Consider the following 24,904-nt stretch of genomic DNA (forward strand, 5'->3'; position numbering starts at 1 on the left):
AGTTCACCGTCCTCGTTGTTTCTGACATACCGTCAGATTCTCGATGGCCCGACTCTCGCACCGCCGCGCGGAGGCGTCAATAGCTGACGAAGCGTCAGAACAGGCTGACGCCGGCCAGCCAGCCGCCGTCGATGACGAACGGCTGCCCGGTGATGTACGCCGAGTCGTCGCCGGTCAGGAAGAGCGCGAGCGCCGCGACCTCCTCGGGCCGGCCGATCCGGCCGAGCGGCACGAGCTTGCGGTACAGCTCCGCCGTCGCCGCCGGGTCCACGCCCTCCGGATGGCTCATGGGGGTGTCGATGGCGCCCGGGCAGACGGCGTTGACCCGGACGCCCGAGGCGGCCAGCTCCAGGGCCGCGACCCGGGTCAGGCCGAGGACGGCGTGTTTGGTGGCGGCGTAGGCGCCCACCCCCGCCATGCCCGTCAGCCCGGTGTACGAGGCGGTGTTCACGATCGTCCCGCCGCCGGCCGCCGCGATCTCGGGCGCCACGGCCCGGATCCCGAGGAAGCAGCCCACCTGGTTGACCGAGACGATCGCCTGGAACTCCTCCAGGGGCGTGGAGACCAGCTCGTTGAAGCGCAGGATGCCGGCGTTGTTCACCAGTCCGTCGATCCGCCCGAAGCGCTCCGTGGCGACGGCGACGGCGGCCGTCCACTCCTCCTCGCGCGTCACGTCGAGGTGGACGTAGACGGCCCGCTCCTCCCCCAGCTCCTTGGCGAGCGCCTCGCCGGGGTCGTCCAGGACGTCCCCGAGGACCACCCGGGCCCCCTCGGCGGCGAAGAGCCGCGCCTCCTGCTCGCCCTGCCCGCGCGCCGCGCCCGTGATGACGACGACCCGCCCGTCCAGCTTGCCCATGCCTGCCACGCTCCTCAGTTCAGGTGGGGGGCGACCTCGGCGGCGAACGCCGCCATCTGGTCGGTGAGCTCGCTCCGGCTCCGGGAGCGGAACCGGACCTGGATCTGGTCCACGCCCATGGCGCCGTAGGCGTTCAGCGACTCGGCGAGGGCCTCCGGTTTGCCCGACAGCGTGCGGCGGCCGACCTCCCAGCCGGCCTCGCCGACGTAGAGGGGCTCGACGATCGCCCCGACGGTGATCGGGTCCGCGATCCCGGCCTCGGCGCGCAGCTCCCGCAGCCGGGCGATCTGCGCGGCCAGCTTCTCCCGCGGGTCGCCCTGCGGCAGCCAGCCGTCCCCCTTGCGCGCGGCCCGGCGCACCGCGGCCGGTGAGGAGCCGCCGACCCAGACCGGCACCCGCTCCTGGGCGGGCCGGGGCAGCTGGCCGAGGTCCTTGAAGGCGAACCGCTCGCCGCTGTGCTCCGGGTACTCCTCGGGGCCGAGGGCCGCCCGGAGCGCGTCGATCGTCTCGTCGAGGACGCCCCCGCGCCCGGCGAAGTCGGCACCGACCGCCTCGAACTCCTCCTGGACGTGGCCGGCCCCGACCCCGAGGACCAGCCGGCCGCCGGAGAGGTGGTCGAGCGTCGCGTACGCCTTGGCGGTCACCAGCGGGTGGCGCAGCCCGACGACGGCGACGTGGGAGAGCAGCCGGACGCGCTCGGTGGCGGCGGCGAGGAAGGAGAGGGTGGCGACCGGGTCGTACCAGACCGTGCTCATCGGCCCGGCGAGCCGGCGCGGGATGGCGACGTGGTCGCAGCTCGCGATGTAGTCGAAGCCGGTCCGGTCGGCGACCCGGGCGATCTCCACCAGATCGGCCGGGCCGGCGGCCGCCTCCCAGGGCTCGGCGTAGATCGTGCTCTGGGACTGGACCGGGAGCTGCATCCCGTAGACGACCATGGCGACCCCTTAACTGACGAACCGTCAGATGCCGAAGGGCCCCATAGTCGGGGCCCGCCCGCCATCAGGCAAGGGTTGCGCCGGAACAAGGGCGCGGCCGGAGGTCGCGAGCTCGATGTGGGCGACGTATAGTTTCTTGTACATGACCAACATCGCGGGAGGTGCGGCATGGCCGTCACGCAGATCGACATCGACGATGACGCGCTGCAACGGGTGATGGCGCTGTCCGAGGCCAGGACCAAGAAGGAGGCCGTGAACCTCGCCCTCCGGTTCTACGCAGACCGGCGGGAGCGTGCGGCGCGCATCGGCCGCCACTTCGACCGCGCACGCACATGGGGCGCGGTCGAAGACGCCGAGCGGCTGCACCAGGCCGAGAAGGACAGTCGTTGATCTACCTGCTCGACACGTCCGGCCTCGTCCGGCTGCTCGGCGACCCCGCGCTCCAGTCGGCCTGGTGGGACGCCGTCGACGCCGAGGCGATTGCCTCCTGTTACCCGCAGCGCACCGAGTTCCTGCACAGCGCTCGAAGCGCTCGGGAGTACGACGAGATCACGGAGATGTTCACCGACCTCTACCCCGACGTGGCGGTGCCCAAGAACGCGGGGCGGTGGATCGGCTCCGTGCAGCATCGGATGGCGAGGGCCGGGGAGCACAGGAGCGCCTCGGCCGTCGACCTGCTCATCGCCGCCACGGCGGCCCACCATGGGCTCACCGTCCTGCACGACGACGCCGACTACCGCACGGTCGCCCGACACGCGGCCGACCTCGGCGAGCACAACGTCAACGACATCCCGTAGAGGCCGCGGGAGGCCGCCGCCCGGGGAGCGACCTCCCTAGGGCACCCAGAGCCCCTCCGGGGTCAGGCCGAGCAGGTCGATCGCGTTGCCGCGGACGATCCGCTCGACCACGTCCGGTGCCAGGTGGCCCATCTGGGCCTCGCCGACCTCGCGGGACTTGGGCCAGGTGGAGTCCGAGTGGGGGTAGTCCGTCTCGTACAGGACGTTCCCGACGCCGATCGCGTCGAGGTTGCGCAGCCCGAAGGCGTCGTCGAAGAAGCAGCCGTAGACGTGGTCCGCGAAGAGCTCCGACGGCGGGCGCAGCACTTTGTCGGCGACCCCGCCCCAGCCGCGGTTCTCCTCCCAGACCACGTCCGCGCGCTCCAGGATGTAGGGGATCCAGCCGATCTGGCCCTCGGCGTACATCACCCGGAGGTTCGGGAAGCGCTCGAACTTGCCGCTCATCAGCCAGTCGACCATCGAGAAGCAGCAGTTGGCGAAGGTGATGGTGGAGCCGACGGCGGGCGGGGCGTCCGCGGAGGTGGAGGGCATCCGGCTGGACGAGCCGATGTGCATGGCGACCACGGTGCCGGTCTCGTCGCAGGCGCGCAGGAACGGGTCCCAGTAGTCGGTGTGCACCGACGGGAGCCCGAGGTGGGGCGGGATCTCGGAGAAGGCGACGGTGCGCACGCCCCGGGCGGCGTTGCGGCGGACCTCGGCGGCGGCGAGTTCGGCGTCCCAGAGCGGGATCAGCGTGAGGGGTATGAGCCGGCCGCCCGCCTCCGGCCCGCACCACTCCTCGACCATCCAGTCGTTGTAGGCGCGCACCCCGAGGAGGCCCAGCTCGCGGTCGCTCGCCTCGGTGAAGGTCTGCCCGCAGAAGCGGGGAAAGGTCGGGAAGCAGAGCGCGGACTGGACGTGGTTGACGTCCATGTCGGCCAGCCGGTCGGGCACCGCGTAGGAGCCCGGCCGCATCTGTTCGTAGGTGATCACTTCGAGTCTGATCTCGTCGCGGTCGTAGCCCACGGCGGTGTCGAGCCGGGTGAGCGGCCGGTGCAGGTCCTCGTACACCCACCAGTCGCCGATCGGCCCGTCGTCGCCCTTGGCGCCCATGACGGGCGCGAACTTCCCGCCCAGGAAGGTCATTTCCTTCAGGGGCGCGCGGACCACCCGGGGCCCGGAGTCGCGGTACCGGGACGGGAGCCGGTCCCGCCAGACGTGCGGGGGCTCCACGGTGTGGTCGTCCACCGAGATGATCCTGGGGAAGGTCTCCATGCGCTTCACGGTAGCGCCGATCTGACGGGTCGTCAGCTAGTCTGGGCGGGGTTCCTTCGGCGGGTCTTGTGCAGAGGGTCACCCGATGCTGACGCGCTCGCTCCGGACAAGGCAGACTGTCCAGGGCGAAACCAGCGGCAGGGCAGGGGGAGCTATGGACCGTGGAAACGGCCCGCGAGTTCCGGAGCAGCGGGCTCCGTCGACAGGTGGTCCCGACGACGTCGGCAACGACCTGCGCTTCGGCGTGCTCGGCCCGGTCCGCGCCTGGCGGGCCGGCGAAGCGCTCCCCTCCGGATCACCGCAGCAGCGGGCGCTCCTCGCGGCGCTGCTGCTGCGCGACGGGCGCACGGCCACGGCCGCCGAGCTGATCGACGCCATCTGGGGCGACGAACCGCCCTCGCAGGCGCTGGCGGCGGTCCGGACGTACGCCTCGCGGCTGCGCAAGGTCCTTCCCGCAGGCGTGCTGGTCAGCGAGTCCGGCGGCTACGCCGTACGCACCGGGCACTCCGCCGTCGACGTGAACGTCGCGGTCGACCTCGCCGCCGAGGCCGAGAAGCTGCGGGCGGCCGGGGACCGCCGCGGGGCCCGCGCCCTGATCGACAAGTCGCTCGGACTGTGGGACGGCGAGGCGCTGGCCTCCGTCCCGGGGCCGTACGCCGAGAACCAGCGCACCCGTCTCGAGGAGTGGCGCCTGCAGCTCCTGGAGACCCGGCTCGACATGGACCTGGAGGTCGGCGCGCACGCGGAGGCCGTCTCCGAGCTGACCGCGCTCACCGCCGCCCACCCGCTGCGGGAGCGGCTGCGCGAACTGCTCATGCTCGCGCTCTACCGCAGCGGACGGCAGGCGGAGGCGCTGGCCGTGTACGCGGACACCCGCCGGCTCCTCGCCGACGAGCTGGGGGTCGACCCCAACCCCGAGCTCTCCCGCCTCCAGCAGCGGATCCTGCGGGCGGACACCGAGCTGGCCCGCCCGGTCGAGGAACCGGCCCCCGCCCCCGCCGTCGCCCGGCCCGCGCAGCTCCCCGCCACCGTCCCGGACTTCACCGGCCGCGCCTCCTTCGTCCGCGAGCTGGGCGACCGGCTCGCCACGGCGGAGGGCTCCGTGATGGCGGTCTCGGCCCTCGCCGGCATCGGCGGCGTCGGCAAGACGACCCTCGCCGTCCACGTCGCGCACGAGGCCCGCCCGCACTTCCCCGACGGACAGCTCTACGTCGACCTCCAGGGCGCCGGCGCCCGGGCGGCGGCCCCGGAGACCGTCCTCGGCGCGTTCCTGCGCGCCCTGGGCACCCCCGACTCCGCCATCCCGGACTCCCTGGACGAGCGGGCGGCGCTCTACCGCTCGGCGCTCGACGGCCGCCGGATCCTGGTGCTCCTGGACAACGCCAGGGACGCGGCCCAGATCCGCCCGCTGCTGCCCGGCACGGCCGGCTGCGCCGCCCTGGTGACCAGCCGGATCCGGATGCTCGACCTGGCCGGCGCACACCTGGTGGACCTGGACGTGATGTCCCCCGAGGAGGCGCTCCAGCTCTTCACCCGGATCGTCGGCGCGGAGCGGGTCTCCGCCGAGCGCGAGGCGGCCCTGGACGTGGTCGCCGCCTGCGGCTTCCTCCCCCTCGCCATCCGCATCGCCGCCTCCCGCCTGGCGGCCCGGCGCACCTGGACCGTCGCCACCCTCGCGGCCAAGCTCGCCGACGAGCGCCGCCGCCTGGACGAGCTTCAGGCGGGCGACCTCGCGGTCAAGGCCACCTTCGAGCTCGGCTACGGCCAGCTGGAGCCCGCCCAGGCGCGCGCCTTCCGCCTGCTCGGCCTCGCGGACGGGCCCGACATCTCGCTCACGGCCGCCGCCGCGGTCCTGGACCTTCCGGCACGGGACACCGAGGACCTGCTGGAGGCCCTGGTCGACACGTCCCTGCTGGAGTCCGCGGCCCCGGGCCGCTACCGCTACCACGACCTGGTCCGCCTCTACGCCCGCGCCTGCGCCGAGCGGGACGAACAGCCGCCCTCGGAGCGCGGTGCGGCGCTCACCCGCCTGCTCGACTTCTACCTCTCGACGGCGTCACGGGTCTACGCCCTGGAACGGCCGGGCGACCGCCTGGTCGACCACCTGGAGCCGACGGAGTACCCCGGTCTCGCCTTCACCGACCGCCACACCGCCCAGGACTGGCTGTACGCCGAGGCGAACTGCCTGCTGGCGTGCGTGCGACAGGCGGCCGGGGCGGGGGCGCCCCGGCGCGCCGTCGACCTGCTCTGGGTCTGCCTGGACCTCGGCGAGTCGGGCGCGAACGCGAAGGAGTTCGAGGCGGTGGCCGCCGGCGTCCGGGACGCGGCCCGCGCCGGGGGCGACGGGCACGCGGAAGGCCGCGCGCTCATGGTCCTCGCGGGCATCCACCACACCGCGGGCCGCTTCCAGGAGGCGGACCGGGACGCCGAACTGGCCCTGCCCCACGCCGAGGCGGCCGGGGACCCGCTGCCGGCCTGCTGGTCCGCCAACGCGCGGGGGATCATAGCCCTGTACCAGAACCGCTTCGAGGAGGGCGAGCGGCACCTCGCGCAGGCCATCGAGCGGTTCCGCGCCATCGGGGACCGGCCGGGCGAGGCCAGCGCGCTGTGCAACCTCTCCCGCATTCACCTGGCCACGGACCGGACGGCGAGCGCGATCACCCTCGCCGAGCGGGGCACCGAGATCTACGACTCCATGGGGCACGCGCTGCGCGGTGCCAACGGCCGGTACGCCCTAGGGCTCGCGCTCACCCAGGACAACCAGCTCGTCGCGGCGGGCGAGCGGCTGCGGCAGGCCCTGGCGGTCTTCGAGGACAGCCGGCAGCGGCTCTGGGAGGGCATGACGCTCTTCCGGCTGTCGGAGGTCGACCTGGCGGCCCGGCGCCACGCCCAGGCCGCGTCCAACGCCGAGATGGCGCTGACCGTCCTGCGCGGCATCGGCGGCGAGTGGCGGCGCGGCAACGTCCTGACCGTGCTGGGCCGCGCCCTCTTCGGGATCGGCCAGACCGGGCGCGCACAGGTCTGCTGGCGGGAGGCGCTGGAGATCTTCGACGGGATCGGAGCCGCGGAGGCGGGCGAGGTGCGGGCCCTGCTGGCCCCGGTGGCCGCGGCCTGAGAGCCGCCGGACCCGCCTCCGGGCCGGCCTCGGGCCGGCCGGCGCGCCGCGTCCCGGCCGCGTACCGAACGCCTCCCAGCCCCTCCCGGCCCTCGGGGCCTGCGCGTTCATCGTTCGTTTATCGCCGCCCGGCAGTCTTCTTCTCATCGATCCGTCGCGTCGGGGGGCAGACGGGTCGGCGATGAGGCCGTCACTCGGACGCATTAGGGTGAGCGGCCCTGAGAGGCCCGTCCGGCCGTCCACGGGGGAACAGCCGGACGGGCTTCCCGAACCATCCGTCTATGCACAGGAGTTGACGAGCATGAGCGACGCCACCGAGAAGGAACCGGTCATCAAGCCGCAGGACATGCACGCCACGGGCGGCACCGAGGGCGACGTCACCACCAAGGACATGCACGCCACGGGCACCGGCGACGGCCTCGTCACCAAGGACATGCACGCCACGTCCGAGCCGTTCAAGCCGGTCAAGAACACCTGAGACCTTCGCGCGGGGGGAGCCGGCCGCGGCGGCGCCATCGGGGGAGCCGCCGGGGCCGTGAAGGTCCGGACGCCACACCGCGCGCGCTCGGGGGACGCCCGACGGGCCCTGGGGGGACCCGCCGGGTCGGGCGCGCCACGCGGCGACCGGACACGGGACGGAGGGGCCGGGCATCACGCCCGGCCCCTCCGTCCCGTGCGTGTCCCGCGCGGGACCCGGGGTCACCCCGCCGCGCCCCGCAGCACCCCCTTGACCACCTTCCCCGAGGCGTTGCGCGGAAGTTCGGGCACGAACTCGACCTGCCGGGGGACCTTGTAGTTCGCCATCTCCCGCCGCGCCCAGGCGATCAGGTCGTCCCCCGTCACGCGCGCCCCCGCCCGCCGGACCGCGAAGGCCTTGCCCACCTCGCCGAGGCGCGCGTCCGGGACGCCGATGACCGCCACGTCGGCGATGTCCGGGTGCAGACCCAGGAGTTGCTCGATCTCCGCCGGATAGGCGTTGAAGCCGCCGACGATGAACATGTCCTTCACACGGTCGGTGATGCGCAGATTGCCCGCCTCGTCGAGGACGCCCACGTCGCCGGTGCGGAGCCAGCCGTCCGGGTCGACGGCCCGGGCGGTCTCCTCCTCGTCCTCGAAGTACCCCCGCATGACGTGGTGGCCGCGGACCAGGATCTCCCCGGTCTCCGAGAGCCGGACCTCGGTGTCCGGGATCGGCCGGCCCGAGGTGGTCGCGATCACCTCCGCCGGATCGCCCCGGCGGCACATGGTGACGATGCCGCTCGCCTCGGAGAGGCCGTACGCCGTGAGGACCGTGCCGACGCCGAGTTCGCCGCGCAGCCGCTCGACCAGCCGGAGCGGGACGACGGCGGCGCCGGTCACGACGAGCCGGAGCGCGGAGAGGTCGTACGCCGAGCGGGACGGGTGGTCCAGGAGGGACTGGTGCAGCGTCGGCGGGCCGGGAAGGACCGAGACGCGCTCCGCGGCGATGTGGGCGAGGACCGTGTCCACGTTGAAGACGGGCTGCGGGATCATCACGGCGCCGCGCATCAGACAGGCGATGATCCCGGCCTTGTAGCCGAAGGTGTGGAAGAAGGGGTTCACGATCAGATAGCGGTCGCCGGTCCGCAGACCGGCGAGGTCCGACCAGACGCCGTAGCAGCGCAGGGTCTGGGCGTGGGTGATCACCGCGCCCTTCGGGGCGCCCGTGGTGCCCGAGGTGTAGATGATGTCGGAGGGCGCCGAGGGGTCGATGGCGTCGGCGCGCCGCCGCACCTCCGAGGACGGGACGCCGTCCCCGAGGGCCAGGAAGGACTTCCAGGTGAGGTAGTCGTCCGGGGCGGCATCGCCGAGGACCACCACCCGTTCCAGGTGCGGGAGTTCCACCACGGCCCGCCGCAGGGAGGCGACGTAGGAGGTGCCCAGGAAGGTGCCGGTGACGAAGAGCAGCCTGGCCCGGGAGCGGGCCAGGACGGAGGCCGCCTCCGTCCCTTTGAAGCGGGTGTTCAGCGGGACGAGGACGGCTCCCGCGGTGACCGCGCCGAGGGCCGAGACGATCCAGTCCAGGGTGTTCGGCGCCCAGACGGCGACCCGGTCGCCCGGCGCGACCCCGGAGGCCATGCAGGCGGCCGCCGCGCGCTCGACCCGGTCGCCCAACTCCGCGTAGGAAACGCGGGTCCGGCCCTCGACGACCGCCTCGGCGGGTCCGTACCGCTCGGCCGCCGAGCGCACCAGCCTCGGGATCGTTCCCCACTCCAGGTCTCCGCGCATGCGCCGTCCTCCCGGCTCGCCAGTAGCTGACTATCCGTCAGATTAGCGGTAGCCTGACGCGCTGTCAGCAGCTCGCGATCGTGGAGGTTGCAGTGCTCAAGGACGCCACCGCCATCGTCGGAATCGGGCAGACACCGTTCGCCAGACAGCTCCCCGAATCCGAGAAGACCCTCGCCTGCCGGGCGATCCTCGCCGCCCTCGACGACGCGGGCATCGCGCCCTCCGAGGTCGACGCCTTCGCCTCGTACACCATGGAGGAGACCGACGAGGTCGAGGTCGCCAAGGCCGTCGGCGCCGGCGACGTCACCTTCTTCAGCAAGGTCGGCTTCGGCGGCGGTGGTTCGTGCGCCACCGTCGGCCACCTCGCCGCCGCCCTCGCCACCGGCCAGGCCACCGTCGGCGTCGCCTGGCGGTCCCGGAAACGCGGCTCCGGGCCCCGGCCCTGGAAGAACACCCGGGCGCAGCTCCCGACCCCGGGACAGTGGACCCGGCCGTTCGGGCTCCTGCGCCCCTCCGACGAGATCGGCATGCTCGCCCGCCGCTACATGCACGAGTACGGCGCCACCCGCGACCACCTCTTCAACGTCGCCCTCGCCTGCCGCAACCGCGCCAACCAGAACCCGGCGGCCGTCATGTACGACCGCCCCCTGACCCGCGAGATGTACATGACCTCCCGCTGGATCAGCGAACCGCTCTGCCTCTTCGACAACTGCCTGGAGACCGACGGCGCCCTCGCCTGCGTCCTCGTCTCCGCGGAACGGGCGCGGGACTGCCGGCGGAGACCGGTCTACGTCCACTCCGTCGCCCAGGGACTGCCCGCCCAGCACCACGGCATGGTCAACTACTGGAACGACGACCCGCTCACCGGCCCCGCCTGGACCGCCGCCCGGCAGCTGTGGAAGCAGGCCGACTTCGGTCCCGAGGACGTCGACGTCGCCCAGATCTACGACGCCTTCACCCCGCTCATCCCCCTCTCCCTGGAGGGCTACGGCTTCTGCGGGCGGGGCGAGGGAGCCGCCTTCACCGAGGGCGGCGCCCTGGAGACCGGCGGCCGGCTGCCCCTCAACACCGGCGGCGGCGGCCTCTCCGAGGCGTACGTCCACGGCTTCAACCTCATCACCGAGGGCGTGAAGCAGCTCCGCGGCACCTCCACCGCCCAGGTCCCGGACGCCGCCACCTGCCTGGTCACGGCCGGCGAAGGCGTCCCCACCTCCGCCCTGCTCCTGAGGAGTTGATCCCGTCATGCTCACACCCGTCGTCGACGAGGACGGCGCGCCCTTCTGGGAGTACGCCGCCCGGGGCGAGCTGCGCGTCCAGGCCTGCGCCGGCCCGGCCTGCGGCGAACTGCGCTTCCCGCCCCGGCCCTGCTGCCCGCACTGCCACTCCTTCGACAGCGAGTGGCGGCTGATGTCCGGCCGGGGCCGGATCTGGTCGTACGTCCTGCCCCATCCGCCCCTGCTGCCCGACTACGCCGCCCAGGCCCCGTACAACGCCGTCCTCGTCGAGCTCGCCGAAGCGCCCCGCATCCGCCTCGTCGGCAATGTGGTCGCCGCCCCGGACGCCCCGCTCGACTCGGTCGACCCGGCGCGGCTGCGGATCGGGGCCGCCGTGAAGGTCGCGTTCACCGAGACCGGCGGCGTCACCGTGCCGCGCTGGCTCCTGGAGCGCGGATGAGCGTCACCGTCGACCTCGACAAGGAGACCGGCGTCGCCGTCGTCACCCTCGACCGGCCCGCGAAGCACAACGCGATCACCGTGGAGATGGCGCGCCGGCTCGGCGCGGTGTGGCGGGGTTTCCGGTACGAGGACGAGGTGCGGGCCGTCGTGGTCACCGGCGCGGGCGGCCGGGCCTTCTGCACCGGCATCGACCGCGCGGCGGCCGCCGAGGTCCCCCAGCCCTCCTCCCCGTACACGATCGACGATCCGCTCCTCGCCATCGGACCGAAGGCGAACGACCTGTGGAAGCCGGTCGTCGCCGCCGTGGAGGGCATGGCCTGCGGCGGGGCGTTCTACCTGCTCGGCGAGGCGGAGTTCGTCGTCGCCGGCGAGGGGGCGACCTTCTTCGACCCGCACACCGCCTACGGCATGGTCAGCGCCTTCGAGACCGTCCACATGGCCCAGAAGATGCCGTACGGGGAGGTGGCGCGGATGGCCCTGATGGGGACGGCCGAGCGGACCTCGGCCCGCCGGGCGTACGAGACGGGGCTCGTCTCCGAGCTGACCGAGACCGGCGGGGCGCTGGCCGCCGCCGTCCGGGCCGCCGCCGTCATCGCCTCGTACCCGACCGAGGCCGTCCAGGGCACGGTCCGCGCCCTCTGGTCGGCCCACGAGGCCGCCCGCGCCCAGGCCCTCGCCCACGCCCCGCACCTGGTGGCGCTGGGAAACCTGCCCCCGGAGCGGCAGGCGGAGCTGTTCACCCGACGGAGGGACGGCCACCGGACGCGGTAGCCGCCCCTGGGGCCGGGGCTGCCGGCCGCTACTGCTCGCGGACGGAGCCGACGACGCAGCTGCGCACCTTGTCGACGGCCTTCGGGGTGTCCATCTCCACCTCGAAGGTCTTCGTCTCGCCCGGCTCGACCGTGACCCTGGTGTCGGCGTCGTCGACCTCGGCGCCGCCGGCGTCCAGGAAGCCCAGCTCGACGTCGAAGGTCTCGGTGAAGGTCTCGCGCGAGGTGATCCGCACCGTGGCGGTCGTGTCCGCCGTGCGGGCCGGCTTGCCCTTGCGCTTCTTCCGCGCCGGCTCGACGCAGTCCACGACCACGACCTCCACCGCCGAGGTGGAGGAGGCCGAGGCGGTGACGGTGGGCGTCGGCTCGTAGGTGGAGGTGTCGCCGCCGGAGTCACCGCTCCCGTCGTAGTCGTCGTTCTTCTTCTTGGAGCTGGAGCAGCCGCCGCCGCTGTCGCCGCTCCCGCCGCCCGAACTGCTGGAGCCGCCCCGGCCCTTGCCGCTGCTCTTGCCCGCGTGTGCGCTCGTCTGGAAGCCCGTCAGCGCGAGCACCACCACCGTGAGCACCGCCGCGAGCCTGAGCCGTCGCCGCACCATCGTCTCTCCTGTCCCCCGCTGATTCTGTCGTGTCCGCGCCACCCTAGGGCATCTCCCGGGGGACGCCCCGCCCCGCGTGGCGTGGCGGGCGCCCGGTACCCGGCGTAGCGTCGAGACCGAGAGCCGGACCGAAGGAGGCCGATCGATGGTCCGCAACGTCATCGGTTCGATCCTGGCGCTCGCCGGAGCGACGGCCGCCGTCTGGAGCCCCTTCCGTGCCTGGTACGACGGCCGTCACGGCAGCGATTACCGCATCGAGGACCTGTTCGGCGGCATCACCGACGCGCGCGCCGACTTCTATGTGTCGCTCCTGCTCCCGTTCGCCTTCGCCGCGCTGCTGACCCTGATCGGGCTGGTCCTGCGTTCCCGCCCGCTGGTGGCGATCGCCGGCGTGGTCACGCTCGGCTTCGCCGTCCTGTGGATGGTGCGGGTCGCGCAGGTCGAGGACGGCCTGTCGGTCGACACCGACGGCACGGGGCTGGGCATCGGGGTCGCACTCGCCCTGGCGGGCGGGGTGCTGCTCCTGCTGGCCTCGGCGGTCATGTCGGGCCGCCGCACCCGCCGGATCCGGGTCGACGACCACCGGGACGGCCAGGACCGCCACCCCTATGACGACGGCCGGGACCGCCACCCCTATGACGCGGACGAACCGCGCTGGGACCAGGGACAGCAGCCGCACGGCCCGTACCCCGACCAGCACGGCCATCCCGACCAGGGCGGCTACGGCTACCCCGACCAGGGAGGCCAGGGACCGCATCCGGGGCAGGGCAGCCCTTACCCCGAGCAGCACGGCTACCCCGACCAGGGTGGTCAGGGGCCGTACCCGGACGAACCGCCGCCCCCGCGCCGCTGACCCTGAGCACCGCCCCGACCCTGAGCCCCGACCCGGCGCCCGGTGCGCCGGGTCAGGCGCGCGGGGCCGCCGCGCCCCGGCCCGTCGCCGTGCCCTTCACCGCGTCCAGGGCGTAGACGCAGCGGTCCTTGCTGCACGCGTACACCACGCCGCCCCGCGCCACCGGCGAGCCGGTGATCTCGCCGCCGGTCGCGAGCTTCCAGCGCAGCTGGCCGCCGGACGCGTCCAGGGTGTACAGGACGTGGTCCGCCGAGCCGAAGTGCACCCGGCCGTCGGCGACGACCGGGGAGCCGATCAGTTCGCCGCCGGCCGCGAACCGCCACTTCGGCGTGCCCGTCACCGCGTCCAGGGTGTAGAGCGCGCTGCCGCTGCCCACATGGACGTTGCCGTCGACGACGAGGACGGGCTCGACCGACTGGCGGGCCTCCGTCGCGATCCGCCAGCGGTCCTGGCCGGTGGTCGCGTCGAGCGCGTACACCGTGCCGAGGTAGTCGGCGAGATAGACCCCGCCGCCGGTGACCGCCGGTCCCGGGGCGAAGGCCGGCGGCGAGAGGAAGACGGCGGGCGCCTCGAAGTGCCAGCGGACGTGCCCGCTCGCGACGTCGACCGACAGCACGCGCGTACCGGCCGCGACGTACACGCAGCCGTCCTCCGCCTGGGTCACCCGGACCGGGACGTTGCCGCAGGAGGCCGCGTCGCCGATCGGGTACGACCAGCGCTCCACGCCCGTGCGCGCGTCCAGCGCCTGGAGCCGGGCGTCCCGCCACACGTACACCGTGTCGCCGTGCACCGCGGGCCCCGCCTCCGGGGTCTCGAAGTCGCTCTGCGCGCCGGTGACCTCCCACAGCTTGGCGCCGTTCGAGGCCTCCCAGCCCTGTACCCCGCCGCCCCGGGTGCCGGTGACGACCGTGCCCCGGTCGACCTTCAGCGAGTACACCCAGGCGTCCGTCTGGAGCCGCCACCGCTCGCCGCCGTCGGTCGCGTCCAGCGCGTAGAGCGTCGGTCCGTCGGAGGCGTGGATACGGCCCTGCGAGACGGCCATCGCCCAGGCCACGTCCCGTGTCTTGAACTGGCGGCGGCCGCTCGCCACGTCGAGGGCGTGCACCTCGAAGGAGGTGACGTAGAGCAGGTCGCCGGCGACGACCGGGGTGCCCCAGACGTCGTTCGACATGCGGAAGCGCCAGGGCCGCCAGTGCCCCGGCTCGGGCGCGGCCTGGGCCCCGGGGGCGGCCGAGGGCGCGGGCAGCGGGCGGGAGCCGGGCGGCGGACCGGGTTCGGTGCCGTTCGCCCCGCCGGGCGGCCGGATCCAGCCGGTGGCCGGGCCCGCGTCGGCGCCGCGGCCGACACCGACGGCGGCCCGGGTGTCGGCGACCCGGGGGCCGGGACCGATCGGGACGGCCGCGCCCGCGAGACGTACCGGACCGCCGGACTCGGCCGGGCCGGCGTGCCGTCCGCCGCCCTGGGCGGGCCCCGCCTGCCCGGGGCCGCCCTGGCCGCCGCGCGGGTCGGCGCCCCACTCGGGCACCTGGCGCGGCGGACGCGGCGGTGCGGGAGGGGCGGGCGGTGCCGGGGCGGGCGCGGGGAGGCTGGTGCGGCCGCCGCGCCGGTGCTCGATCATGGCCGTGGCGCTCTGCGGCAGCCAGGCCGACGCCGTACCGCTGTCGTCGCTGCCCGAGCCGAAGAGATGCGGCGCGAGCTGTGCCTGCAGGTCGGCCGGGGAGGGGCGGCGCGAGACGTCCATCTGCATGCAGGAGTCGATGAGCGGCCGCAGCTCGTCCGGCAGGCCCTCCAGGTCGGGGCCCTCCCGGAGCAGCATGAAGACGGTCTCGACCGGGTTGGCGCCGTGGAAGGGCGCGTGGCCGGTGGCGGCGAAGACCAGCATGGAGCCGAGCGAGAAGACGTCGCTGGCGCCGGTGACGCTGCGCGAGTCGCGGGCCTGCTCGGGTGACATGTACGCGGGCGTGCCGACGGCGACGTTGGTCATGGTCAGCCGGGTGTTGGAGACGCCGGAGGCGATGCCGAAGTCGATCACGCGCGGTCCGTCCTCGACGACGAGGACGTTCGACGGCTTCAGGTCGCGGTGGACCAGGCCCGCGCCGTGGATGGACTGGAGGGCCTCTGCGACCCCGGCCGCCAGCCAGCGCACCGCCTGCGCCGGGAGCGGCCCGCACTCGTTCACTATCTCTTCGAGGGAGGGCGCGGGGACGTACGCGGTGGCCAGCCACGGCACGGCGGCCCGGGGGTCGGCGTCGACGACGGCCGCGGTGTAGAAGCCGGAGACGGCCCGCGCGGCCTCGACCTCGCGGGTGAAGCGGACACGGAACAGCTGGTCCTCGGCGAGCTCGGTCCGGACCGTCTTGATCGCCACGCGCCGGCCGGACGCCGAGCGCGCGAGATAGACCAGACCCATGCCGCCCGCGCCGAGCCGGCCCAGCACCTCGAAGGGCCCGATCCGTCTCGGGTCGTGCTGCGTCAGCTGCTCCACTTGCCTGCCACCTCCCCGTACGGGCCATGAGGGTACGGCCCCGTGGCCCTGATTCTTCCTGTCCGAGGCGGTGGTTGCGAACCCGGGGGCGGATCGGGGTGTCTCAGGTCATATACCCAGGGTCCGGGACACGCGCGGCATCGGGGTCGTCGGCGGGCCCGCCCGCGGGCCGCTCGGCGGGCTCACCAGGGGGCCGCCCGGCGTCTTCGCCCGCGGGCTCACGGGCGTCGCGCCCCTCGCGGGGCTCCTCCCCGGCGGGCTCGGCGGCGGCGTGCCGGCCGGCGGGCTCCTCCTTCGGCTCGGCCAGGACGGCGAAGCGGGCGCCCTGGTCGTCGCGCAGGACGGCGATCCGGCCGTGCGGGGTGTCGAAGGGCGGATTGAGGACGCGTCCGCCGAGGCGGACGGCGGTCTCACAGGTGTCGTCGCAGTCGTGGACGGCGAAGTAGACCAGGACGTGGCCGGGCATCTCGGCCGGGACGGCTCCGGTGAGGACGGCTCGGCCGCCGAAGGAGGAGTCCTGGCCGGGCCGGGACCCGGGCGGCGACCAGACGCGGTAGTCGAAGTCGCTCTCCCGCCCCTCGTCGGCCGGCTCGACCCGGCGGCCCAGGTAGCCGAAGACCGTGGCGTAGAAGGTGTCGACCGCGTCCCGTTCCCTCGTGTAGACCTCCATCCAGCAGAAGGAGCCGGGGAGCATCGTCTTCTCGAAGCCCTCGTCCTCACCCGCCTGCCGCAGGCCGAAGACCGCGCCGCCGGGGTCGGCGGCGAGCGCGAGGACCCCGAAGGGGCCGACCGGGTACGGCTCCATCACCATCTGTCCGCCGGCGGCCTTGATCCGTGCCGCGAGCACACCTGCGTCCTCGGTGGCGAGGTAGACCGTCCAGGTGGTGGGCATCCGGCCGTCCCGCTTCGGTACGAGCCCGGCGACGCGCCGCCCGTCGCTGAGGGCCTCGTCGCGGTCGGGGTCGAAGGTCCAGCCGAAGAGCTCGCCGTAGAACCGCTTCCCCGCCTCGAGGTCGGGGAGCTGCGCGTCCACCCAGCAGGGGGTGCCCTCTGTGAATGCGGCCATGGCACCACGCTAGGGCGGCGGACACCACCCCGCACGCCCCGTAATAGAACATATGCGCATGAATGACCTTGGCGCCCCTTGATTTCCTTGGGTTATCCACCGAAGTTGTCCACAGGCTGTTAATAAGCCTATCGGGGGAGCGTGACGGCCGGAGGGACGGGCGGACGAGGGGCGGGGGCGGGGGCGGACGAGGGGCAGGGGCGGAAGCGGGCGAGGGGCGGAGCCGGGAGTCGACGAGGGGTGGGCGCGGGGTGGACGAGGGGCGGGGGCGGGCCGGAGGGGGCGCAGGAGGGCCGCACCCCATTTGCAGTCGGCCGAATCGCGCGCCGATCACCCGTCGGTAAGCTGACGGCATGACAGGACAAGTACGCACCGTCGACGGCCGCGTGGCCGGACGACGCGGCCAGGCGACGCGGCAGAAGCTGCTCGACTGCCTCAGCGAGATGCTCAGCTCCTCGCCGTACCGGGACGTCAAGGTCATCGACGTGGCCCGGAAGGCGGGCACTTCACCCGCGACGTTCTACCAGTACTTCCCGGACGTCGAGGGTGCCGTCCTCGAGATCGCGGAGGAAATGGCCAAGGAGGGTGCCGCGTTGACCGAGCTGGTCTCCGGCCGCTCCTGGGTCGGCAAGGCCGGCTGGCAGACCTCCGAGGAACTCGTCGAGGGATTCCTGGACTTCTGGCGGAAGCACGACGCGATCCTGCGGGTCGTCGACCTGGGCGCCGCCGAGGGCGACAAGCGGTTCTACAAGATCCGTATGAAGATCCTGAACTCGGTCACCAACTCCCTCACCGACTCGGTGAAGGAGCTCCAGTCGAAGGGCAAGGTCGACAAGGACGTCAGCGCCGCGGCGATGGCGGGCTCCCTGGTGGCGATGCTGGCCTCGGTGGCCGGCCACCAGAAGGGGTTCCAGACCTGGGGCGTGAAGCAGAACGAACTCCGCCCGAATCTCGCCCTGTTGGTGCATCTGGGGATCACCGGCAAGAAGCCGACCAAGTAGCCGCGCCCTCCACTCCGTCCTGTCGCGCCGACGGCGGTCCCCCGGGACCACCGTCGGCGTTCCCCTTTTCTGAGCGCCCGCGCTCCGGGGACCGGCACCCGCGCCCCGGGACCCGGCACCCGCGCCCGGCTCCACGAAGCGCCCGCCGCCCCCGCGGCCACCCCCGCACCCGCCCTCGCCGTCACTCCGGCAGACGCCCGCGGGTGAGCCGGAAGAGCCGGATCTGCCGCTCCACCCGTGCCTGGTAGGTCGCGTACGGCGGCCAGAACACGAGCGCCGCCCGCCAGGCCGCCTCCCGCTCCTCCCCCGCGAGCAGCTCGGCCCGTACGGGAACGACCTCCCCGCGCCAGTCGATCTCCGCGTCCGGGTGCTTGAGCAGGTTCCCGGTCCACGCCGGGTGCCCCTCCCGGCCGAAGTTGGAACCGACGAGCAGCCAGGTCCCGCCGGGCTCCGGCATGCAGGCCAGCGGCGTCGCGCGCGGAAGGCCCGACCTGGCGCCCCGTACGGTCAGGATCACACCCGGCAGCATCCGGGCGCTGAGCAGGACCTTTCCCCGGGTCAGCCGGTGGACGGTCCGGTCGAGCGCCGGGATGACGTGCGGGGCGACCTTCGCGAAGGCCCGCGTGGACGACACCCGCTGGATCAGACGCGTGCCGACGGCCATGGCGCCCCCACCTCCCCGCCCTCGCCGAAGAGCCCCGTCGACTCCGCCGCCCGCGCCCGCAACCGTCGCGCGGGCCCGAAGAGCAGCTCGTCCGCCGTCGCCCGCTTGAAGTACAGGTGCGCCTCGTGCTCCCAGGTGAACCCGATGCCGCCGTGGAGCTGGACCGTCTCCCCCGCCACCGCCCGCAACGCCTCCAGGGCCGCCGCGAGGGCGAGGCCGGGACCGCCCGGACCGCCGCCCGCGTCCGGCTCGCGCGCCGCGCAGTACGCCAGCGAGTGCGCCGCCTCCACCTGCACGTACAGGTCGGCGAGCCGGTGCTTGACGGCCTGGAAGGAGCCGATCGGGCGCCCGAACTGTTCGCGGGTCCCGACGTGGTCGACCGTGCGGTCCAGGGCCGCCCGGGCCGCGCCGATCGCCTCGGCCGCGAGCATCACCGCCGCCGTCCGCCCCGCCCCGGCGAGCGCGCCGGGCACGTCGGCCGGTTCCTCGCCGAGCAACTCCGCCTCCACGTCCCGCAGTTGCACGGACGCCTGGGAGCGGGTGAGGTCGAGCGTGGGCTGCCGGTGGCGGACGACTCCTGCCGCGTCGCCGCGTACGAGGAACAGCAGCGTACGGCTGCGCGCGAAGCCTCCGGCGTGCGCGGCGACCAGGAGCAGGCCGGCGCTGTGCCCGTCGAGGACCTGCGCGGCCTCCCCGTACAGCCGCCACCCCCCGTCGGCCGACCGCGCCTGGACGCCGCCGGCCCGGCCGCCGCCGGCCCACCCGCCGTCCGTGTTGTCGCCGGTGAGCCCGAGGGCGAGCGCGAGGGAGGAGCCCGGGACGACGAGCGCGCAGGTCAGGGCTCCGTCGGCGAGGCGGGGCAGGAGGGCGGTCCGCTGCGCCGTGGTGCCGAGGGCGGTGAGCAGGGGTGCGGCGAGGCCGGTGGTGGCCAGGAGCGGCGAGGGCGCGAGGGCGCGGCCGGTCTCCTCGCAGACGAGGGCCAGCTCGACCGGGCCGCAGCCGACCCCGCCGTACTCCTCGGGGAGGGTGAGGCCGGGCAGTCCGAGCGCGGCGGACATGCGGTGCCACAGGTCGGTGTCGTACCCCTCGGGGGTCGCGACGGCCGCGCGCGTCCGGCTCGGTCCGGCCCTCTTGGCGAGCAGGTCCCGCAGCGTGCGACGGATCTCCAGCTGCTCTTCGGTGACGGCGGCGTGCATGGGGCTCCCCTCCGTATCTGACGGGCCGTCATGCTAGGGCGGGGCGGCATGGAAGCACAGAGGCGGGGCCGAACGGATCACGACACCGGCCCCGCGCACCACCCCCGCGCCTCGCCTCGCACGCCACCCCGCGCACCGCCTCGCACGCCACCCCGCGCGCCGCCCGCATCATCGGTCCGCCGCGCCGCCGGGCCTCCCGACCCCACCCCCGGCCCCCCACTATCTGATGTACCGTCAGATTTATGCCCTCCTCTTCACGGAACCGCGCCGGGCGCCGCGTCGCCGTCGTCGGCATATCCCTCTCCGACTGCGGCCGCGTCGACGACGCCACCCCCTACTCCCTGCACGCCCAGGCGGCCCGCCGGGCCCTCGCGGACAGCGGGCTCGACCGCTCGCTGATCGACGGCCTCGGCTCCGCGGGCCTCGGCACCCTCGCCCCGGTCGACGTGGCCGAATACCTGGGCCTGCGCCCCCGCTGGGTGGACTCGACCGCCGTCGGCGGCGCCACCTGGGAGGTCATGGCCGCCCACGCGGCGGACGCCATCGCGGCGGGCCACGCCAACGCCGTCCTCCTCGTCTACGGCTCGACCGCCCGCGCCGACATCCGGGCCGGCCGCCGCACCTCGAACCTCTCCTTCGGCGGACGCGGCCCGCTGCAGTTCGAGGTCCCGTACGGCCACACCCTCGTCGCCAAGTACGCGATGGCCGCCCGCCGCCACATGCACACATACGGCACCACGCTGGAGCAGCTCGCCGAGGTCGCCGTCCAGGCCCGCGCGAACGCCGCGCACAACCCGGAGGCGATGTTCCGCGACCCGATCACCGTGGACCAGGTGCTCGACGGCCCGATGATCGCCGACCCCTTCACCAAGCTGCACTGCTGCATCCGCAGCGACGGCGGCTGCGCGGTGCTGCTCGCCGCCGAGGAGTACGTACCGGACACGGCCAAGGCGCCCGTGTGGATCCTCGGCACCGGCGAGCACGTCTCGCACACCACGATGTCGGAGTGGGAGGACTTCACCGTCTCCCCGGCGGCGGTCAGCGGCCGGCTCGCCTTCGAGCGGGCCGGGGTGCGGCCCGAGGACGTCGACCTCGCGGAGATCTACGACGCCTTCACGTACATGACGCTGGTGACGCTGGAGGACCTGGGCTTCTGCGCGAAGGGCGAGGGCGGGGAGTTCATCGGGAAGGGCCGGCTGACCGTGGACGGCGGCGGACTCCCGGTGAACACCGACGGCGGCGGCCTGTCCGCCTGCCACCCGGGAATGCGAGGCCTGTTCCTGCTGGTGGAGGCGGTACGCCAGCTCCGCGGCGAGGCCCCGGGCGCCCAGGTCCGCCGAGCTGACGGCAGTCTTCCGGAGCTGGCGGTGGCCTCGGGGACGGGCGGCTGGTTCTGCTCGTCGGGGACGGTGGTCCTGGGCCGGCACTGACCACCGGGCGGCCGCGGACCGAAGCGCGGGGCCGACGGCCCGCGGGGTGTTTGAACGAGTTCGAATGGGACTTCCGAGGCGTGAGAGGCCGCTGTTACGATCCAGGTCCCGGCGGGGGGCCGCAGGAGCGGCCGAGCGAACGGCCGCGGGGAAGCCGCGCAGGCCACCGCACCACGAGCCCTCCCACGCCGGTCCAGGCATTCATGGGGAGGGACCCACCCTTGCAGTCCTTGCATCGCCCTGCGCGCACGCGCAGAACCGTGGCCGCGACCACCGCGTTCGGCATCGCCGCCGGCCTGTGCGTCGCGGGCGGCGCCGCCACGCCCGCCGTCGCCGACGAACCCGCCGCGACCGAGATCGTCGTCCCGGACCCGGGGAGCTACACCCCGCGCGAGGACCTCCTGAAGCACGCCGGCGCCACCGGTTACGCCCACACGCTGCAAGGCACGGGCACCGTCTGGACCGACTACGCCACCGGTACCCACACGCCGATCGGCGCCGAACAGGCCGCGGGCCACTCCGGCCTCTCCGCCGCGATCAGCGGCGAGCCCTTCGACCAGCCGCGCACCGTCACCGTCTCGGACCTGGCCACCAAGGCCCAGAAGACCATCACGCTGCCCGGCCGCCACATCTGGGCGAAGGCGTACAACGCCGACACGGCCGTCTCGTACACCACGGACGGCAGCAAAGTCGTCTCGCTGAGCCTGTGGCAGGCCGCGGCCGAGGGTGCTCCGGTGGAGCGCCCCGTGGCGGAGCTGCCCGCCGCCATCACCCCTCTGGTCGTCCTCGAACAGGACACCAAGGGCGCGCTGGTCCGGGTGAAGTCCGCCGACGGCGTCCACGTCTACCTGCTCGATTACGCTACCGCCACCCTGAAGCGGCTCCCGGACGTCATCAACCCGGGCAACTTCCTCGTCCTGGGCGACCGCCACGTCGTGGCGCACGCGCCCTTCGGCGAGCAGGTGTTCTCCGTGCCGCGCGACAACCCGGCCGCGAGCCCGGTGACGACGCCCCTGCCCGCGGCGACCGGCACCGAGGGCCCCGGCACCCTGTTCACCGTCGTGGGGGACTCCCTGCTCTTCCAGCGCACGCTGACCTACCCGCACAACGACTTCGAGCGGGGCAACAGCGTCCGCGCGATGCCCCTCGGCGGCGGCACGGTCACCGAGCTGCTCTGGCGCGCGGAGGAGGACGGTTTCGTCATCGCGCCCGACGGCAGCGTCCTCGTCGCCGGCGGTGACCGGGCCCGCGACTGGGCCGTCCGCCGCATCACCGCCGGCACCGGCGGGGCGGCGCCGCAGGTCGCCAGCGTCACGAAGATCCCGCAGTTCCCGGCGACGTACCGCGGCCTCGCCCTGGGCGGCGGACGTCTGAGCTACCTCGCCGACACCGAGTCCTACGGCATGACCGGCCTCTACGACGTCGACACCACCTCGGTCTTCCCCACCACCGCGAGGCTGCGGACCAAGGCGATCTCGCCGCGCCCCGGCCTCGTCTCCCTCGGCGACGGCTACACGGCCTACCAGGAGGGCAACGCCCTCTACTCCCCCCTCACCGACACGTCGATGCGCAGGGCAAGCCTGCCGGGCCCCGGTGAGGTCGTCGACGCGGCCGGGCGTTACGCACTCGTCCGCAGCGGCAGCACCATCTGGGTCGCCGACCTGGAGAACCACCACGTCTCCACACCGGACGTGCCGCTCACGCTCACCGACCCGGCCGCCGCGCTGTGGGACGCCAAGGTCTGGAAGCCCGCCGCCGCCGTCGGCCAGGTCAACTCCTACGACCTGACGACGAAGGCCACCTCCGCCCCCGTCGACCTCGGCTCCGGCTGCAAGCCCACCGAGCTCCAGGCCGTGGGGCGCTGGCTCTACTGGGCCTGCGGCGCCGGCAAGGCGGGTGTCCACGACCTGACCCTGAAGAAGGGCGTCACGGTCCCGACCGGGGAGGCCCTCCTCGGTGACGGCTTCGTCGTCCGCCACGAGGGCGACAAGCTCCGGCTCACCGACGCCGCCACCGGGCAGACCACGGACTTCGCCGACCTGCCCGCCTCGGCGTCCGGCTCGGGCCGCCGCGCCACCTGGACCGTCGACAAGTTCGGCGGCGACGTCGCGTACGTCGACGCCCAGAGCCGCATCCACGTCAGGAAGGTCGAGCTGCCCCGCCAGCCGATGACCGCCCTGCGCTCGTCCGTTCCCCCCGTCCTGTCCTTCACGGACCAGGTCGGCCTGGAGCCGGAGGTGTCCTGGTCGCCCGTGTGGCGGTTCTCCCGCCCGGTCGGCCCCTGGCGGATCGAGGTCAAGGACCGGAACGGCCAGATCGTGCACTCCACCGGCGGCTCCGTCGGAGACGGCGCCGGCGTCGAGACGAAGTGGAACGGTACGGGCGCGGGCCGCGGCCTGCTCGACGGCGACTACACCTGGTCGCTGCGGGTCCTCCCGGTCGGCGGTGTCGCCCCCGGCGACGAGCGGACGCTGACCGGCACGGTCCGGCTGGAGGGCAGCTCGCTGACGTCCGACCGGGGTACGTACGTGCCGATCACCCCGACCCGGATCATGGACACCCGCAGCGGCCTCGGCGTGCCCCAGGGCAAGCTCGGCGCCGGCGGATGGGCACGGCTGAAGGTCGCGGGCGCAGCAGGCCTCCCCAGCCTGACGGTCGCCTCCGTCGTCCTGAACGTCACCGCCACCAACCCGACGGCGTCGAGCTTCGTCTCCGTCTACCCCGACGGCACACCCGTCACCAGCGCCTCCAACCTCAACTTCAAGGCGGGCAGGACCGTCTCGAACCTGGTGAAGGTCCCGGTGGTCAACGGCTACGTCGACTTCTACAACAAGAGCGGTGAGGTCGACCTGGTCGCCGACATCGCCGGCTACTACTCCAGCCGCTCCGGCGGCTCCACCTACCAGCCGGTCACCCCGCGCCGCCTGATGGACACCCGGGCCGGGCTCGGCGTGCCGAAGGCCAAGGTCGGCGCGGGCGGCACGGTCACCCTGACCGTCGGGACGAAGTACACCGCCCTGGCCATGAACGTGACCGCGACCAACCCGACGGCATCCGGCTTCGTCTCGGTCTACCCCTACGGGACCCAGCGGACCTCCGCATCGAACCTCAACTTCACCGCCGGCCAGACCATCCCCAACCTGGTCGTCGTCCCGGTGAAGGACGGCAAGATCACCTTCTACAACCACGCCGGCACGGTCGACCTCATCGCCGACGTCGCCGGCTACTACACCCACTGACCCACCCGCGCAGAGCCGCAGGGCCTCATGATGAACGCCATGAACGATGCGCGTTTCCACGAGGCCCTGCGGTCTCTTCGTGTCTGGGACACCGAGCTGCCCGCCTTTGACCCCGAGGCCGCCCCCGACGCCCCCCTGGACCTCTTCCACCACTGGTTCGTCGAGGCCGCCGACGCCGGCGCCGTCGAGCCGCAGACGATGTCCCTGGCCACCGTCGACACGGCCGGCCGGCCCGACGTCCGGATCGTCATGCTGCACGACGCCGACGCACGGGGCTGGCACTTCGCCTCGCACGTCACCAGCGCCAAGGGCCGCCAGCTCGCCGCCCGCCCCGAGGCCGCGCTCCTCTTCTACTGGCCGAAGCTCGGCCGCCAGGTCCGGCTGCGCGGCCGGGTGACGACCGGGACGCCGGAGGAGGCGTACGCCTCCCTCCACGCCCGCACCACCGGCGCCCTCGCCTCCGCCCTGGTCGGCAGGCAGAGCGAGGTCCTGCCCTCCCTGGACACCCTCGCGGAGGCGAGCGCCGCCGCCTGGGAGCGGGCGAGCGCCGAGCCGGAGGCCGAGGCGAAGACCTGGACGCGGTACGTCCTCGACCCGACCGAGGCCGAGTTCTTCCAGGGCGACGTCCGGCGACGGCACGTCCGCCTGCGCTACCGCCGGGAGGGCGCGGCCTGGGTCCGCGAACTGCTCTGGCCGTGACCCGGAGCGGGGCGCACGGACGAGA

General features: G+C 73.8%; 21 protein-coding genes. 12 read left to right on the forward strand and 9 right to left on the reverse strand.

The genetic code is table 11. The features are described 5' to 3' along the window. Nucleotides 1-94: 94 nt before the first annotated feature. Together ACFZBD_RS30605 and ACFZBD_RS30610 are read right to left on the reverse strand one after the other, a co-directional pair. On the reverse strand, nucleotides 95-856 hold the full coding sequence (locus tag ACFZBD_RS30605; protein ID WP_391145918.1) for a glucose 1-dehydrogenase: 762 nt from the start codon (nucleotides 854-856) through the stop codon (nucleotides 95-97). A 14-nt stretch (nucleotides 857-870) separates the two neighbouring features. Continuing rightward, nucleotides 871-1,791 (reverse strand): TIGR03619 family F420-dependent LLM class oxidoreductase, encoded by a 921-nt coding sequence (locus tag ACFZBD_RS30610; protein WP_391145921.1) that lies wholly within the window; start codon nucleotides 1,789-1,791, stop codon nucleotides 871-873. 168 nt (nucleotides 1,792-1,959) lie between these two features. On the opposite strand from ACFZBD_RS30610, the gene ACFZBD_RS30615 reads away from it, so the two are divergent. Both ACFZBD_RS30615 and ACFZBD_RS30620 read left to right on the forward strand, forming a co-directional pair. Continuing rightward, the gene (locus ACFZBD_RS30615) at nucleotides 1,960-2,181 is read left to right on the forward strand and encodes a type II toxin-antitoxin system VapB family antitoxin (RefSeq protein ID WP_391145922.1); all 222 of its coding nucleotides are present in this window, start codon (nucleotides 1,960-1,962) and stop codon (nucleotides 2,179-2,181) included. Next, nucleotides 2,178-2,588, forward strand: a complete 411-nt coding sequence (locus tag ACFZBD_RS30620; protein WP_391145925.1) for a PIN domain-containing protein — start codon at nucleotides 2,178-2,180, stop codon at nucleotides 2,586-2,588. Before ACFZBD_RS30615 ends, ACFZBD_RS30620 begins: the two co-directional genes overlap by 4 nt. A 36-nt stretch (nucleotides 2,589-2,624) precedes the next feature. On the opposite strand, the gene ACFZBD_RS30625 is transcribed toward ACFZBD_RS30620, so the two are convergent. Continuing rightward, the gene (locus ACFZBD_RS30625; RefSeq protein ID WP_391145928.1) at nucleotides 2,625-3,842 is read right to left on the reverse strand and encodes an amidohydrolase family protein; all 1,218 of its coding nucleotides are present in this window, start codon (nucleotides 3,840-3,842) and stop codon (nucleotides 2,625-2,627) included. A gap of 154 nt (nucleotides 3,843-3,996) precedes the next feature. Here ACFZBD_RS30625 and ACFZBD_RS30630 point away from each other — a divergent pair, with 154 nt between their 5' ends. Then, complete coding sequence (locus ACFZBD_RS30630) at nucleotides 3,997-6,957, forward strand: BTAD domain-containing putative transcriptional regulator (RefSeq protein WP_391145930.1); 2,961 nt, start codon at nucleotides 3,997-3,999, stop codon at nucleotides 6,955-6,957. Nucleotides 6,958-7,258: 301 nt separating this feature from the next. Then, complete coding sequence (locus tag ACFZBD_RS30635; protein WP_391145931.1) at nucleotides 7,259-7,435, forward strand: hypothetical protein; 177 nt, start codon at nucleotides 7,259-7,261, stop codon at nucleotides 7,433-7,435. Between the two features lie 221 nt (nucleotides 7,436-7,656). Here ACFZBD_RS30635 and ACFZBD_RS30640 read toward each other — a convergent pair whose 3' ends face one another. Further along, entirely contained in the window at nucleotides 7,657-9,204 is a 1,548-nt protein-coding gene (locus ACFZBD_RS30640; protein ID WP_391145934.1) for a FadD3 family acyl-CoA ligase, read from the reverse strand. Nucleotides 9,205-9,284: 80 nt separating this feature from the next. Here ACFZBD_RS30640 and ACFZBD_RS30645 point away from each other — a divergent pair, with 80 nt between their 5' ends. Genes ACFZBD_RS30645 through ACFZBD_RS30655 form a run of 3 tightly spaced genes read left to right on the forward strand, consistent with a single transcriptional unit; the run spans nucleotide 9,285 to nucleotide 11,651 of the window. Beyond that, nucleotides 9,285-10,439, forward strand: a complete 1,155-nt coding sequence (locus ACFZBD_RS30645; RefSeq protein ID WP_391145937.1) for a lipid-transfer protein — start codon at nucleotides 9,285-9,287, stop codon at nucleotides 10,437-10,439. Between the two features lie 7 nt (nucleotides 10,440-10,446). Then, nucleotides 10,447-10,878, forward strand: a complete 432-nt coding sequence (locus tag ACFZBD_RS30650) for an OB-fold domain-containing protein (protein ID WP_391145939.1) — start codon at nucleotides 10,447-10,449, stop codon at nucleotides 10,876-10,878. After that, nucleotides 10,875-11,651: an enoyl-CoA hydratase-related protein gene (locus ACFZBD_RS30655; RefSeq protein ID WP_391145941.1), complete on the forward strand. Its 777-nt coding sequence runs from the start codon at nucleotides 10,875-10,877 to the stop codon at nucleotides 11,649-11,651. Before ACFZBD_RS30650 ends, ACFZBD_RS30655 begins: the two co-directional genes overlap by 4 nt. Nucleotides 11,652-11,679: 28 nt before the next feature. Here ACFZBD_RS30655 and ACFZBD_RS30660 read toward each other — a convergent pair whose 3' ends face one another. After that, entirely contained in the window at nucleotides 11,680-12,246 is a 567-nt protein-coding gene (locus ACFZBD_RS30660) for a hypothetical protein (protein WP_391145943.1), read from the reverse strand. Between the two features lie 145 nt (nucleotides 12,247-12,391). Between ACFZBD_RS30660 and ACFZBD_RS30665 the strand changes: the two genes are divergently transcribed. Continuing rightward, on the forward strand, nucleotides 12,392-13,099 hold the full coding sequence (locus ACFZBD_RS30665; RefSeq protein WP_391145946.1) for a hypothetical protein: 708 nt from the start codon (nucleotides 12,392-12,394) through the stop codon (nucleotides 13,097-13,099). 52 nt (nucleotides 13,100-13,151) lie between these two features. Here ACFZBD_RS30665 and ACFZBD_RS30670 read toward each other — a convergent pair whose 3' ends face one another. Together ACFZBD_RS30670 and ACFZBD_RS30675 are read right to left on the reverse strand one after the other, a co-directional pair. Then, nucleotides 13,152-15,584: a PQQ-binding-like beta-propeller repeat protein gene (locus tag ACFZBD_RS30670; protein ID WP_391145948.1), complete on the reverse strand. Its 2,433-nt coding sequence runs from the start codon at nucleotides 15,582-15,584 to the stop codon at nucleotides 13,152-13,154. 103 nt (nucleotides 15,585-15,687) lie between these two features. Beyond that, nucleotides 15,688-16,650: a VOC family protein gene (locus tag ACFZBD_RS30675; protein ID WP_391145950.1), complete on the reverse strand. Its 963-nt coding sequence runs from the start codon at nucleotides 16,648-16,650 to the stop codon at nucleotides 15,688-15,690. A 353-nt stretch (nucleotides 16,651-17,003) separates the two neighbouring features. On the opposite strand from ACFZBD_RS30675, the gene ACFZBD_RS30680 reads away from it, so the two are divergent. Next, on the forward strand, nucleotides 17,004-17,651 hold the full coding sequence (locus ACFZBD_RS30680; RefSeq protein WP_391145952.1) for a TetR family transcriptional regulator: 648 nt from the start codon (nucleotides 17,004-17,006) through the stop codon (nucleotides 17,649-17,651). A 181-nt stretch (nucleotides 17,652-17,832) separates the two neighbouring features. Here ACFZBD_RS30680 and ACFZBD_RS30685 read toward each other — a convergent pair whose 3' ends face one another. After that, nucleotides 17,833-18,315, reverse strand: a complete 483-nt coding sequence (locus tag ACFZBD_RS30685) for a nitroreductase family deazaflavin-dependent oxidoreductase (RefSeq protein ID WP_391145955.1) — start codon at nucleotides 18,313-18,315, stop codon at nucleotides 17,833-17,835. After that, nucleotides 18,294-19,511: an acyl-CoA dehydrogenase family protein gene (locus tag ACFZBD_RS30690; protein WP_391145958.1), complete on the reverse strand. Its 1,218-nt coding sequence runs from the start codon at nucleotides 19,509-19,511 to the stop codon at nucleotides 18,294-18,296. Before ACFZBD_RS30690 ends, ACFZBD_RS30685 begins: the two co-directional genes overlap by 22 nt. 242 nt (nucleotides 19,512-19,753) lie before the next feature. On the opposite strand from ACFZBD_RS30690, the gene ACFZBD_RS30695 reads away from it, so the two are divergent. From ACFZBD_RS30695 to ACFZBD_RS30705, 3 genes are all read left to right on the forward strand, one after another. Next, complete coding sequence (locus ACFZBD_RS30695) at nucleotides 19,754-20,941, forward strand: acetyl-CoA acetyltransferase (protein WP_391145960.1); 1,188 nt, start codon at nucleotides 19,754-19,756, stop codon at nucleotides 20,939-20,941. Between the two features lie 260 nt (nucleotides 20,942-21,201). After that, the gene (locus ACFZBD_RS30700) at nucleotides 21,202-24,180 is read left to right on the forward strand and encodes a hypothetical protein (protein ID WP_391145963.1); all 2,979 of its coding nucleotides are present in this window, start codon (nucleotides 21,202-21,204) and stop codon (nucleotides 24,178-24,180) included. Between the two features lie 39 nt (nucleotides 24,181-24,219). After that, nucleotides 24,220-24,879, forward strand: coding sequence for a pyridoxal 5'-phosphate synthase (locus ACFZBD_RS30705; protein ID WP_391145966.1), 660 nt, complete (start codon nucleotides 24,220-24,222; stop codon nucleotides 24,877-24,879). Nucleotides 24,880-24,904 lie beyond the last annotated feature (25 nt).

It is taken from the genome of Streptomyces sp. NPDC008121, from assembly GCF_042957155.1.
Taxonomy (GTDB): Bacteria; Actinomycetota; Actinomycetes; order Streptomycetales; family Streptomycetaceae; genus Streptomyces.

Bases quoted from the DNA above. Each gene is read 5' to 3' on its own strand.
- ACFZBD_RS30660 (WP_391145943.1), bottom strand. From the start codon at position 12,246: ATGGTGCGGCGACGGCTCAGGCTCGCGGCGGTGCTCACGGTGGTGGTG.
- ACFZBD_RS30685 (WP_391145955.1), bottom strand. From the start codon at position 18,315: ATGGCCGTCGGCACGCGTCTGATCCAGCGGGTGTCGTCCACGCGGGCC.
- ACFZBD_RS30635 (WP_391145931.1), top strand. From the start codon at position 7,259: ATGAGCGACGCCACCGAGAAGGAACCGGTCATCAAGCCGCAGGACATG.
- ACFZBD_RS30630 (WP_391145930.1), top strand. From the start codon at position 3,997: ATGGACCGTGGAAACGGCCCGCGAGTTCCGGAGCAGCGGGCTCCGTCG.
- ACFZBD_RS30695 (WP_391145960.1), top strand. From the start codon at position 19,754: ATGCCCTCCTCTTCACGGAACCGCGCCGGGCGCCGCGTCGCCGTCGTC.
- ACFZBD_RS30610 (WP_391145921.1), bottom strand. From the start codon at position 1,791: ATGGTCGTCTACGGGATGCAGCTCCCGGTCCAGTCCCAGAGCACGATC.
- ACFZBD_RS30665 (WP_391145946.1), top strand. From the start codon at position 12,392: ATGGTCCGCAACGTCATCGGTTCGATCCTGGCGCTCGCCGGAGCGACG.
- ACFZBD_RS30615 (WP_391145922.1), top strand. From the start codon at position 1,960: ATGGCCGTCACGCAGATCGACATCGACGATGACGCGCTGCAACGGGTG.
- ACFZBD_RS30705 (WP_391145966.1), top strand. From the start codon at position 24,220: ATGAACGATGCGCGTTTCCACGAGGCCCTGCGGTCTCTTCGTGTCTGG.
- ACFZBD_RS30625 (WP_391145928.1), bottom strand. From the start codon at position 3,842: ATGGAGACCTTCCCCAGGATCATCTCGGTGGACGACCACACCGTGGAG.
- ACFZBD_RS30650 (WP_391145939.1), top strand. From the start codon at position 10,447: ATGCTCACACCCGTCGTCGACGAGGACGGCGCGCCCTTCTGGGAGTAC.
- ACFZBD_RS30690 (WP_391145958.1), bottom strand. From the start codon at position 19,511: ATGCACGCCGCCGTCACCGAAGAGCAGCTGGAGATCCGTCGCACGCTG.
- ACFZBD_RS30680 (WP_391145952.1), top strand. From the start codon at position 17,004: ATGACAGGACAAGTACGCACCGTCGACGGCCGCGTGGCCGGACGACGC.
- ACFZBD_RS30640 (WP_391145934.1), bottom strand. From the start codon at position 9,204: ATGCGCGGAGACCTGGAGTGGGGAACGATCCCGAGGCTGGTGCGCTCG.
- ACFZBD_RS30605 (WP_391145918.1), bottom strand. From the start codon at position 856: ATGGGCAAGCTGGACGGGCGGGTCGTCGTCATCACGGGCGCGGCGCGC.
- ACFZBD_RS30655 (WP_391145941.1), top strand. From the start codon at position 10,875: ATGAGCGTCACCGTCGACCTCGACAAGGAGACCGGCGTCGCCGTCGTC.
- ACFZBD_RS30675 (WP_391145950.1), bottom strand. From the start codon at position 16,650: ATGGCCGCATTCACAGAGGGCACCCCCTGCTGGGTGGACGCGCAGCTC.